This window comes from Neobacillus drentensis NBRC 102427 (assembly GCF_001591445.1).
Taxonomy (GTDB): Bacteria; Bacillota; Bacilli; order Bacillales; family Cytobacillaceae; genus Neobacillus; species Neobacillus drentensis.
Map to the genome: position 1 here is coordinate 1 of NZ_BCUX01000084.1, position 12,132 is coordinate 12,132.

General features: G+C 41.0%; 13 protein-coding genes. 2 read left to right on the plus strand and 11 right to left on the minus strand.

The genetic code is table 11. The annotated features are described in order from the left end of the window. Positions 1 to 200: 200 nt before the first annotated feature. Together BDR01S_RS23180 and ilvA are read left to right on the plus strand one after the other, a co-directional pair. The gene (locus BDR01S_RS23180; protein ID WP_066250149.1) at positions 201 to 2,234 is read left to right on the plus strand and encodes a Na+/H+ antiporter; all 2,034 of its coding nucleotides are present in this window, start codon (positions 201 to 203) and stop codon (positions 2,232 to 2,234) included. Between the two features lie 175 nt (positions 2,235 to 2,409). Continuing rightward, positions 2,410 to 3,582: a threonine ammonia-lyase gene (gene ilvA, locus BDR01S_RS23185; RefSeq protein ID WP_066259625.1), complete on the plus strand. Its 1,173-nt coding sequence runs from the start codon at positions 2,410 to 2,412 to the stop codon at positions 3,580 to 3,582. A gap of 78 nt (positions 3,583 to 3,660) precedes the next feature. Here ilvA and BDR01S_RS23190 read toward each other — a convergent pair whose 3' ends face one another. From BDR01S_RS23190 to BDR01S_RS26120, 11 genes are all read right to left on the minus strand, one after another. Beyond that, positions 3,661 to 3,999, minus strand: coding sequence for a zinc ribbon domain-containing protein YjdM (locus BDR01S_RS23190; RefSeq protein WP_066250146.1), 339 nt, complete (start codon positions 3,997 to 3,999; stop codon positions 3,661 to 3,663). A gap of 149 nt (positions 4,000 to 4,148) precedes the next feature. Beyond that, positions 4,149 to 4,697 carry a 6-phospho-3-hexuloisomerase gene (hxlB, locus tag BDR01S_RS23195; protein ID WP_066250144.1) on the minus strand — a complete coding sequence of 183 codons (549 nt, stop codon included), beginning with the start codon at positions 4,695 to 4,697 and terminating at the stop codon, positions 4,149 to 4,151. Between the two features lie 3 nt (positions 4,698 to 4,700). Continuing rightward, on the minus strand, positions 4,701 to 5,333 hold the full coding sequence (gene hxlA, locus BDR01S_RS23200; RefSeq protein ID WP_066250143.1) for a 3-hexulose-6-phosphate synthase: 633 nt from the start codon (positions 5,331 to 5,333) through the stop codon (positions 4,701 to 4,703). A gap of 167 nt (positions 5,334 to 5,500) precedes the next feature. Beyond that, positions 5,501 to 6,478 carry a LacI family DNA-binding transcriptional regulator gene (locus tag BDR01S_RS23205; RefSeq protein WP_066250141.1) on the minus strand — a complete coding sequence of 326 codons (978 nt, stop codon included), beginning with the start codon at positions 6,476 to 6,478 and terminating at the stop codon, positions 5,501 to 5,503. 176 nt (positions 6,479 to 6,654) lie between these two features. Then, positions 6,655 to 7,287, minus strand: a complete 633-nt coding sequence (locus BDR01S_RS23210) for a bifunctional 4-hydroxy-2-oxoglutarate aldolase/2-dehydro-3-deoxy-phosphogluconate aldolase (RefSeq protein ID WP_066250137.1) — start codon at positions 7,285 to 7,287, stop codon at positions 6,655 to 6,657. Between the two features lie 97 nt (positions 7,288 to 7,384). Continuing rightward, positions 7,385 to 8,668, minus strand: a complete 1,284-nt coding sequence (locus BDR01S_RS23215; protein ID WP_066250134.1) for an MFS transporter — start codon at positions 8,666 to 8,668, stop codon at positions 7,385 to 7,387. Position 8,669: 1 nt separating this feature from the next. After that, positions 8,670 to 9,629 (minus strand): sugar kinase, encoded by a 960-nt coding sequence (locus BDR01S_RS23220; protein WP_066250130.1) that lies wholly within the window; start codon positions 9,627 to 9,629, stop codon positions 8,670 to 8,672. Beyond that, complete coding sequence (locus tag BDR01S_RS23225) at positions 9,617 to 10,384, minus strand: sugar phosphate isomerase/epimerase family protein (RefSeq protein WP_066250127.1); 768 nt, start codon at positions 10,382 to 10,384, stop codon at positions 9,617 to 9,619. Before BDR01S_RS23225 ends, BDR01S_RS23220 begins: the two co-directional genes overlap by 13 nt. 262 nt (positions 10,385 to 10,646) lie before the next feature. Then, complete coding sequence (locus BDR01S_RS23230) at positions 10,647 to 10,880, minus strand: hypothetical protein (RefSeq protein WP_066259624.1); 234 nt, start codon at positions 10,878 to 10,880, stop codon at positions 10,647 to 10,649. After that, a complete protein-coding gene (locus BDR01S_RS23235) occupies positions 10,873 to 11,736 on the minus strand; it encodes a ParM/StbA family protein (protein ID WP_066250121.1) in 864 nt (287 codons plus the stop codon). Before BDR01S_RS23235 ends, BDR01S_RS23230 begins: the two co-directional genes overlap by 8 nt. A 202-nt stretch (positions 11,737 to 11,938) precedes the next feature. Continuing rightward, on the minus strand, positions 11,939 to 12,132 hold a 194-nt coding region (locus BDR01S_RS26120; RefSeq protein WP_218007893.1), incomplete at its 5' end, for a hypothetical protein.

A 12,132-nucleotide genomic window follows, 5' to 3' on the forward strand; every position in this document is an offset into this window, starting at 1 on the left:
TTGTCGCTTCCACTAGTTACCGCTGAACCACTTTTCCACTCTTTACAGGCACCATACACGGATTCCTATGATTACCTCAGAACCAATTATGATGGCAGTGCCCGCCACAGTTCGCTTATTTTTCAAAAAATAGAAAATGGTTCTTTAATGTGTTGAAAATTCACATTGTTACACAAAATACTTAGGAGAGGAGACATGAAATGGAATTTTTTCTACTTACACTTTTACTACTCGCAATAATCGGCTTGTCTAGTTTCATCCATCATTTTATGCCATACATACCAGTGCCGCTGGTTCAAATCGCACTAGGGGTTTTACTTGCGGCACTTCCAATAGGGATTCATATCCCTATGGCGCCGGAATTGTTCTTCGTATTATTTATTGCCCCCCTGCTTTTTCATGATGGGAAAAATGTTTCACGGCAAGCATTATGGAAATTACGGAAACCGATTCTTTTGCTAGCTCTCGGGCTTGTGTTTGTTACCGTATATGCGATTGGGTACTTAATCTACTGGCTTATCCCGTCCATTCCATTGCCTGCTGCTTTCGCATTAGCAGCGATTCTTTCTCCTACTGATGTCGTTGCTGTCAGTGCCATTTCGAGTAGGGTAAAGATCCCACAAAACATTATGCATGTCCTTGAAGGGGAAGGACTAATGAACGATGCGTCTGGTTTAGTTGCCTTTAAATTTGCCGTTGCAGCAACGGTGACGGGCGTTTTTTCCTTAGTTGATGCAAGTTGGAGCTTTTTAGTGATTTCTATCGGAGGCATCGCAGGTGGCGCCATTCTTTCTTTTCTTATTATTCAACTGAAAATTTTTATTCGACGGTTGGGGATGGAAGATGTAACAATTCACATGCTTATCCAACTCCTCACCCCATTTGTGATTTTTTACATCGTTGAACATTTTCATCTTTCAGGAATCTTATCTGTCGTTACCGCAGGTATAGTTCATACCATTTTTCGAGATCGGGATCAATCCCCTGCCATGCAATTGCAAGTGGTTTCCCAAAGTACATGGACCGTTTTAATCTATATTTTAAATGGATTAGTATTTGTGCTGTTAGGCCTGCAAATACCGAATGTAATCAGTGAAATCTTTCAAGACCCGCTGTTTAATAATTGGCAGGTGAGCAAGTATATTTTCATTATTTCTGCTGCCCTATTTGTCCTTCGTTTCTTGTGGATTATGGCTGCCTGGCAGTGGGGATGGCTGAAAAGGCAAATTCAAATGCCGTCTATGAGAGCAGTTGGCATCCTTACGATCTCTGGTGTAAGAGGAGCTGTTACACTAGCCGGTGCATTTACGATTCCCTATGTACTAGAGAGTGGGAGTCCCTTTCCGCAGCGCTCTTTAATTATCTTTATTGCCGCTGGGGTCATCCTTGTTTCTCTTTTGGCAGCAAGCGTCTTCTTGCCGATTCTCGCTAAGCCGGATAAAGGAAACACAGAAGAACTTGGTAAGGAAATGGAGCGCGTCGCTCTGATCCGAACGATTGACTCCGCGATTCGTTCGATTCGTGAATTGATGAATGATGAGAATCGTGGGGCAGCAGTCTCCATCATTTCGACATATACACAACTCCGAAATCGCATTACGGATGTAAGTGATGAAAACTCCGAGCGGCTGAAATTAGTAGAAACTGAAATTCGGATGAAGGCCCTTGATGCAGAAGCTAACTACATCGAAAAATTGAAAAAAGAGGGACAAATTGACCGTGAAATGACTTATATGTCTGAAGAGCATATTCATCGGATGAGGCTCGCGGTTACAAACCGATTCCACTATCGAAGATTGTTTATTTGGATTTTGATTAAAAGAAGTTTGTACCAGGTTGTTCATCTTTTTCTACCAAATAACAAAGAACGTCTTGAACATCGCCAAGTACAAATAAAAAGAATCATCCGACTAAAAGTAAACATGGCGAAAGCTGCTATTCAGTATTTGAAGAATCAAATGACATCTGAAACTGCCAATATTTATTTAGTTATTATCGGAGAATATAGCGAATTGATCATGAAATTAAAACTAGCCAAAAAAGGCGCAGATTCTACTCACTACACACAATTACAAAGAGAATTACGAGTGAAAGCATTTCAAGCAGAACGTGATGAAATACAGAACTTGTACGAAGAAGGCGAAATCTCAATCGATGTCACCCGGAGAATTCGTAAGCAGATTAATATAAGAGAAGCGTATTGGATGGAAGAGAGCAGTTTGCATTCTCATTAATATAATTTAGAAGGCCCAAGAAGCGGCAGGACCATGTTCCTGCCGCCTTTTTGTTTAAATAGATGGTCTTTTATAACATAGTTTATTTTCTCCAGTACATCCTAAATAGTAGAACTTGGTGTTCGGAGGAGGAAAAAATGTGAATATCGATGAGATCATCATTGCACGCGAAAAGATGAAGGGAATTGTCCATACCACTACCCTTGATTATTCCAAAACATTTAGTCAGCTTGCTCATAATGAAGTCTATTTAAAGCTTGAAAACCTCCAAAAGACAGGCTCGTTTAAAGTTAGAGGTTCTTATAATAAACTCAATTCCCTCTCAAAGGAAGAGCTGGCCAAAGGAGTTGTCGCTGCATCAGCTGGAAACCATGCACAAGGGGTGGCCTATTCCAGTCAAATGCTTGGTGTCCCTTGTAAAATTGTCATGCCGAAAGGAGCACCACTTAGTAAGATTCTTGCCACAAAACAATATGGTGCGGAGGTTATTTTAGAAGGAGCGACATTCGATGATGCACTCGCCTATGCATTAGAGCTCAAAGAAAAATTAGGTGCTACATTTATTCATGCTTTTGACGATGAGGCGATCATCGCCGGGCAGGGAACGGTCGGTTTAGAAATTCTCGATCAACTGCCAGATGTGGAGGCGGTAATTTGCCCAATTGGAGGTGGCGGGCTGATTGCTGGAGTTGCGATGGCAGTTAAAGAACAAAATCCTCATATTTCAGTTTACGGTGTTCAAGCCCTTGCTTGCCCAAGTATGAAGCAGTCCTTGTTTGAAAATAAACCTGTCATGGTTGATTCCACGCCGACAATGGCTGATGGAATTGCCGTTAAAAAACCTGGGTTCAAGCCCTTTGAAATCGTCCAAAAATACGTGGATGATGTTTTTAGCGTCGATGAAATGGAAATTGCCAGGACCATGCTCATGCTTTTGGAGAGGAATAAACTGTTAGTTGAGGGGTCAGGCGCCGTTTCACTTGCTTCCTTACTTTATGAAAAGGCGAATATAAAAGAGAAAAAAGTGGTGGCTGTGTTAAGCGGCGGCAACGTCGATATGAATTTTATTTCAAGAATTATCGAACGCGGTTTGGTTGAATCCGGAAGGTATGCCAATTTTACAATTACCTTAAAAGACAAACCTGGTGAACTGCAGCGAGTCTTAAGCTCGATAACCGATTTGGATGCGAACGTTCAATCGGTAAATCTCCATCGGATAGGCAAGGATATTTATCCCGGCTATGCCCAAATTGAAATTTCAGTCGAGACCAAAAATCACGATCATATTGAGCAGTTGCATAAAGTTCTTACCGAGAAAAACTATCATCTGGAAATGGGGAATTTTTAGAGTCATCTGGTGATTATGGAAAAAGAGCTTGGAATCCAAGCTCTTTAACATTTTTTATACTCGATTACTTCTGAGACGCTATAACTTTTTAACAAATTCAGATTTTAAACTCATCGCACCGAATCCATCAATTTTACAATCAATATTATGGTCTCCATCTACTAAACGAATGTTTTTAACCTTTGTACCTGCTTTCAGAACCGATGAACTTCCTTTTACTTTCAGGTCCTTAATTATGGTGATTGAGTCCCCATCGGTTAAAACATTTCCATTGAAATCTTTAACAATATTTTGGTCTTCCGTCTCTGCTTCTGATTCTAAATTCCATTCATGAGCACATTCCGGGCAAACAAAAAGACTGCCATCCTCGTAAGTATACTCTGAATTACATTTCGGGCAATTTGGCAAATTAGACATCTATTCAATTCCTCCATTCATCCCTGTTATTCTAATATAAACGAGGGTTAACAGTCTAGGACGCGTTGAAGAAAAAAAGAGTGCCTGACACCAATTCGGAAATTACCGAATTGGTGTCAGGCACCATTCATTAGGCACCATAACTAATCCTATTCTAAATTGCTATGCCGGCTGAAAGCTAGTGTATGGTCAACTTCATTCAGCTTGCTGTAGAGCAGGCAGAGGGTATCAAATAGAATATGAGCGCATTGATCGAATAGAGAACCAAGTGGCTGGATCGTTTTCAACTCATTCTCACGGCGATATTTTGTCGCTGCCGGTACATGAAGAATCTGCGTTGCCGCCACTGCTAATGGAGACTCTGGGTTTGTGGTCACAGCCATTACCGAACAGCCTAGTGACTTCGTTTTTTCAGCCGTCCAAACCACGTTTTTCGTTGTGCCTGAACCCGAGATTGCTACTAAAAGGTCTCCTCCTTCAATGGACGGAGTGATGGTTTCTCCAACAACAAAGACTGTTGCTCCTAAATGCATTAAACGCATCGCGAAGGATTTTGCCATTAAGCCGGAACGCCCTTCCCCGATGACAAAAATCCGCTTCGCCTTTTGCAATTGAATAGCTAACTCTTGAAGCTGATCTTGTTCCACTTGGCTCAGGACTGTTTCTACTTCTTTCAATATTGTAGGAATGACTAACATCTTCTATTTCCCCTCCAATTGTAAAATAAGTTGTTTAAATTGTGCCGCAGCCTCTGCTGGATTTTCCGCTTTTGTAATCGAAGAGCCAATAATGACCACTGCCGGGTTTATCGACCTTGCAAGGTCGCCTATTGATTCTAGCTTAATCCCACCTGCTGCCGCCACTTGGAACCCTGAAAAAACACTTTGTTTTGTTCCATGATTTTGACTGCCTAATTCCTCTTGCTGATCCTTACTCACGTGCTCACAAAAAATGGCATCCGTATATTTCATTAAGTCTCTTTTTTGTTCAGCAGATGTATTTAACAGATCAATCATGACCTTTTTTTGATAACGATTAGCTACCTCCATACAGGCATCAATTGTCACAAGGGGAGAGACACCCATGACAGTCGCTACATCTGCCCCCGCATCAAAACACAGTTCAAATTCATAACGAGCATTATCAATAGTTTTTATATCAGCAACAATTTGTTTATTTGGAAATGCTTGTTTCATCTCTTTGATGCTCGCCACACCGAATTCTTTAATTAGTGACGTACCAACCTCAATCCAATCAATTGAAGATTCTACTTTTCTCGTTAACTCAATCGCTTCAGCTATTTCCATCCGATCCAAAGCAAGTTGTATATTCATCATCCGAACTCCTTTTTTAGGGTATAGGTTTTGATTTAGGTTTAGATAAATCGGTTTACTAAATCGGTTTATGAATAAATTATACTCCATTTGTAAGCGTTTTTCAATGAACAAAATGTGCCTGACCCATTATGGTGTCAGGCACTAACACTTACGAACGAACTCTTTTACACGATCCTGCTTGGAAAAACAAACACTTCAGGAGGTGTGTCCTCTTTATTGATCTGTTGGAATAGCAGTTCGGCCGCCTTTTTTCCCATTTCTGCTGCCGGCTGTTCGATGAAAGAGATAGGCGAATCTAGCAAGTGGGAGAACGGGATATTATCAAATACAATTAATTCCAGCTCTTTGCCAAGCTTGATTCCCTTCTCTTTTAAAAATTCCCCTACCGCCATAAATACCCGATCATTGGCCGCAAAGAGTGCAGTTGGCTTAACCTCTAATGAAAAAAGCTGTTCTAGTTTGTTTTTCATGTCGGGTATACTTGCTTCGATAATATAATCCGAATTTATTTCAATACCTGCATCGGTTAATGCCTTTTTATACCCTGCTAATCGATCGATTCGGGGACTAACCTTTAGTGGTTGCACGACAAAGGCGATATTCCGGTGGCCCTTCTCAATGACATGCTGCACGGCCATCGAAGTCGCATAGGCATTATCCGTTATGACAGAAAACACATCTAGATTCTCGACTTTTCTATCGACAAATACAACGGGATAGCCTTGACTCATCATTTTTTTATATAAATCATTATTTTGACCAGTTGGAAAAATAATAAGACCATCCACTTGCTTCGCTCTTAACATTTCAATATAATTCTTCTCTTTCTCAGGATCATCATCTGCGTTACAGAAGATCGCATGCAAATCATGTGTATGACAAAAATCCTCAATGGCACGACTGATTTCTGTTGAAAAAAAATGCGTAATATTTGCCACAATGATGCCAACCATGGAGGTACGCTTTTGCTTTAGACTTCTTGCGATAAAATTTGGCTGGTATCCAAGCTCTTCAATGGCCTCTTCGATTTTAAGCTTTGTTTTTTCCCCCATATATTCATATCGTTTATTTAAGTATTGAGAAACTGTACTTTTTGATACGCCTGCCACTTTTGCTACGTCAGCCATTGTTACTTTTTCCATACCTATCTTCCTCTTTCCTATTGGTTCACTGACTTCATTTTAGCGGCAAATCTAGTTTTTTTCCAGTAATGGTCCGAATAGGAAACACACATAACAAAAAAAGGATGACCTCTTAAGTGAAAAGTGCCCGTTAAAAACCGAGTCCTGTCACTTACTGTCATCCTCCCCTCTTATGCTTACCGAGCTGACTGTACTTCTTCCATCAACTTTCTCGCATTTTCGGTGATTAGCCTTAAATAATCATCTGTTAACGCTTTTTTCGGGTTAACCAGTGAGCTTCCGACACCAACAGCAACCGCTCCAGCGCGGATATAGTCCTTTGCATTTTCCATGTCAATACCGCCTGTTGGCATTAACGGAATATGTGGCAGCGGGCCTGCTAGATTTTTAAAATAACCAGGTCCGACACTTCCTGCCGGGAATACCTTAATCACATCGGCACCGTACTCATAGGCCGTTAGAATTTCGGTGGCGGTAAATGCCCCGGGAACACTAATGACCCCATACCGTTTCGTCATCTCAATTGTTTCCTTTCGGACAGTCGGTGAAAAAACAAACTTCGCTCCTGACAGTATTGCAGCTCGGGCAGTTTCCGCATCCAAAACCGTTCCGGCTCCTACAAAAATTTCATCACCAAACACATCGGCGGCTTTTTCAATAATGGCTAATGCTTTTGGAGTTTCCATCGTAATTTCAAGCGCTGTGACTCCGCCTTCTTTTAGGGCATGAGCCATTGGAATGATAGTTTCCACTGAAGCACCGCGAATGACTGCAACAACCGCCCGTTTTTTAATTTCCTCTACTCCCATTAAAAAAACTCCCTTATTTTCATATTTTCATATTTTCATATTTTCGAAAAAACAATAAGGAGCAGCCTTGGAAAACTCCCAAAGCTGCTAACCTTTTTTAAGCACTCAATTTCACGTTAGCAGGCAGACTGCTATCCTTTTTTGCAGCTTTTACCGCCCAAATGGTTAAGATGGCAGAAAGGAATAGTGATCCAGCCATAAAGATATAAGAAGCACCGAATCCACCAGTTGAATCATTCAAATAACCAACGATATAGGCACCCACAAACGATCCTAACGCACCCATACTGTTAATAAGAGCCATTGCGCCCCCAGCCACATTACGTGGAAGGATTTCGGGAATGATTGCAAAGAATGGACCATACGGCGCGTACATAGCACCACCGGCAATGACGAGTAAGACAAATGAAATCCAAAAATGATCTGTTCCAATCGCATAAGAGGCATAAAATGCGATCGCACCAATTAATAGGAATGGCCAAACAAATGCACTCCGGTTCATTTTTTTATCAGAGAAATAAGAAGCTACTAACATAAGAACAATCGCTAAAATATAAGGAACCGAAGACAACCAGCCAGTTTTTACAATATCCATATTTGGAGCTGCTTTAATAATTGAAGGAAGCCACATTACAAATCCGTATACACCAATGCTCCAAAGGAAGTATTGAGCACTTAACAAAACAACTGGTTTGGATTTAAAGGCTTCGCTGTAGTTTTTAACAGCCTTAATCCCTTCTTGTTCTTTTGCTAATTGTTGTTCAAAATCATTCTTTTCTTGTTCAGTTAACCATTTTGCGTCTCTAGGTTTGTCATTGACAACTTTCCACCAAATAAATGCCCAAATAACGGCAGGAATACCTTCGGCTATAAACATCCATCTCCAGCCAACAGAGTTTACTAAATAACCAGAAACAATCGACATCCATAAAACTGTTGCAGGGTTTCCTAAAATTAAGAACGTATTCGCACGAGAACGCTCAGCTTTCGTAAACCAATTACTTAAAAGTACTAGCATCGATGGCATAACGGCACTTTCCACGACCCCAAGGGCAAAACGTATCACAAATAATAATTTAATATTGGTAATCATACCTGTAAAAGAAGCTAATAAACCCCATGCAATCAATGACCAGAAAATGAGTACCTTTGCACTCTTTTTCTCAGCAAAGGCCGCACCTGGCACTTGGAAAAAGAAATAGCCTAAGAAGAATAGCGAACCAAGTAAAGATGATGTACCTGCTGTAATGTGAAGGTCCTCTGCTAATCCTGAAGCGGCACCGAATCCATAGTTAGCACGGTCAAGGTAAGCAAGACTGTAAGTGATAAAAGCAATTGGAATCAGCCTGAGCCACCGTTGTTTGGCAATCGTTTGTTTCATGTTAATTCACTCCCTGTAGATTATTTTCCAAATATCTTTCTAACTCTGCTTTGGTTGGATAGCCATCATTGTCACCTGGTGATTGAACCGCTAACGAACCAATTGCATTTCCCCTAGATACTGCTTCTTGAATGGTGAGGCCTTCGAGAAGTCCACTAATGACTCCAACCGCAAAGCCATCGCCCGCACCAACGGTATCCACAACCTTTTCCACATGGAAGCCGCGTACGGTTCCTTCTTCAGTTGCTGTTTTATAAAATGCTCCCTCAGCTCCGAGCTTAATAACAACAAGCTCAACACCTTTTTCTAAGTAAAAGGAGGCGATTTCACGTGGTACCTTAGAACCTGTTAAGATTTCACCCTCAGCAATTCCCGGTAACACATAATCTGCCAGGAATGCCGCTTCGTTGATTTCCTTTACCATTTCTTCTTGTGTTGCCCAAAGTGTTGGCCTTAAATTCGGGTCAAAGGAAACCTTTTTGCCATTCTTTTTCATAAAAGATAAAGCGTGCCTGGCAAAGGCTCTTGCACTGTCTGAGAGTGCTAAAGGAATCCCTGTCATATGCAGGTGCCTGGCACTTTGAAAATAATCTTCATTTAAATCATCGCTCATTAGATGGCTTGCTGCCGATCCTTTGCGGAAATATTGAACCTCTGGGTCGCCTTCTAGGACCATCGATTTCAATTGAAAACCAGTAGGATAATTTTTGTCGATTAAAACATGGTCGATGTCAACGTTTTCATTTTTAAGTCTTTCGATGACAAATTTTCCAAACGCATCATTTCCGACTTTACTTGCCCAACCAGAGCGCAGGCCGAGTCTGGCAAGTCCAATCGCTACATTCGTTTCCGCACCGGCAAGCTCGCGGGTAAATTGGTCGACTTCATGTAGAGTGCCTGGATAATTGGCCATAAACATGGCCATTGCTTCTCCAAAAGTAATTATATCTAACTGTTCCATGTTAATGCCTCACTTTCCGTTATCATCTGAATAAACTCTTTTGTTTTCTCCTTTGGTTCAATAGGAAACTCCAGGGCCTTAATGATTTCAGATGAAAAACTATTCATGACTTTCTCCCAGCTGTGTCTTCCACCTTTTTGAAGAGGCACAGTGATGAATTCTCCATTGTCATCTTCCACTTGTTTCAGATGTAGATATTGGACATATGGTGATAGTTTGCTTAATGCTTCATCCACATCCTGACCGGAATAATACCAGTTCCCTGCGTCAAATGTCATTTGAACGCGTGTGGACTGCTCGGAGGCGCTTTCAAAAAAGGACGTTAATTGATTGACATTGCCGCCATGAAGCGTCTGGTCATTTTCAACGAGCATTTGAATTTCGTGGTGCTGATTCAAAAAGGTATTCAGTTCCATAAGATTGGATTGACCTTTTTGAAAATGACCTAATGAAACTTTTATCCATTTCGCCCCAAGTGCTCTTCCTTCTTGAAAAATCTCGTTTAATTCTTTTACTTTTAACCCGTGATCCTCTTTCCATAACTCAATCGGAGCCGAGTACACGGTAAAAAGTTGATATGCTTCAATTTCTTTTCTCAAAATATCTAGTGGCGGGTCTTGTTCCGACAATAATTCACGGCGAATCTCAATTCCAAATGCGCCAGACTCGGCAATGAGCCGAATAAATGAAGTTTGCCCCTTCTTCAACACTTCGAATCTATCAAAAGCATTTAACGGGACAATTACATTTTTCATAACGAAGACTCCTTTTTGAAAAATAATTACTATAAACCGATTTAGTAAATCGGTTTAGTAAATCGATTTATACACATTATAAACCCAATGTAAGCGCTCTTGCAACAAAAACTTTTTTCTTTTTAAAAAATATATTGTGGTGCCTTTTTGGTGCCTGACACCTTAAAATTGATCTAAGTAACCTTGGGGTAAAATGTGGAAAAGGTAATAGTTATAGACCCCCTAAGTATAGATTCCAAAAAAAAAGACCCCGTATAGGGGGTTAAAGACCGAAGCTCTTCAACTTCGAAGGGTCGATCTTTTTTTCCTGTCTCATTTCTGCCTTTTCATGTTCTTTACGAATTACTCCGACACCCTGCTCCATATCTCGTTGGATCAGGCGTTTGATATATGTGGCAAACTGAATGAACTGGTTGCAATGTTCTAGAAGCTCTCTTTCATAGGGGTCATCAAGGTTGAATGGGACCGACTTGACCTTTCGATTTAGTTCATTCATCAGCAAAGACCGCTTTCCCCATAGAATAATACCCGAAAGCGTTGGCATATTGCGGACTGTATGCTTTGGCTCCGTTCATCCGGTAGAGGACGGGTTTGATTAGCTGGATATTTTTAAAATGCTCTTTAATATGTGGGAGAAGATATTCAGCAATTCCCCCGCAAAGAAACGTCGGCTCAGACAAGTGCCACTTGCCGCGAATTTCTGCCAGGATAGCCACTGCCATTTGTTTTTCTGTCATATCCATGTGTGTTTCAGCCCCGAAAGCAAGGGTCCCGCTTTTCCTGTCAATAAAGTAGCCATCTTCCACTCTTAAATAGTTGAAGGTACCACTTCCGGCGTCAATGATGTTCGCAATTTCTTCTGGCCTGTCTTCCATGCTGAAGTATGCCCCCGACCCTTCAGGTGCGACTTTTACATCCTCGATGTGGAACGTTTTCTTTACATTGTTCACCGTGATTGTGTGTGACCCTCTCAGCATGTTCTCAATTTTAACCCTGTCTTTATCCACCATTCCTCGAATCGGCTGCCCAATCACTACATAGTTTCCTTTCATTTTTCCATACTGATGTACAGCCACCAGTACCCTAATCTTTGTTTCTTCGTGCGCTTTCGAAATATCTCTCGGCTCTCTTATTGCATGACATTCCCTCCAGGCGATATTCCCCACGAACAGCTTTTCGTCTTCGTACTCAACGATGAAGTCGCCCTCTTCCATGTAGTTTCCATCTGAATTAGTCAAATGAAGATGGCGGTATGGTCCAATTGTTGACCTAAACTTAAACACTTCGTCCCTCGTTCTTCCTTTCACTTCGTATGCGCCGGCATCGATCGCTAAAATCCATTTGTAATCCATTTATTTATCCTACCCCTTTTAACAATATAGTGACAGTGCACATATGTCATACATCTAATCCTTTTTCAAACTTAGTATATGAGTGGAGGCCCAAATGTGACACACACAAGTCATACAATAGTGTTAATTGGAAAAATGAAAGAACAATAAATCAGGATATCTCTGCATCAAAATGAGGTTATCAAGGATTTTTGATATAAAACTAACTCCTTTTTAAATAAGATATCTTGTCCTTAATCGAGTAAGCAGTAAAATTAAAAGTAAAATAGGCGGAGGTTTTCCGGTTAAATGCAAAATAGAGCTCGTTTCGGGGTAAATAAGCGGAGGTTTTCCGCTTATGCAAAGCAAATTCTTCACTTTTCGGGTTTTTCGAGTCAATAGGCGGAATCTGTCCGT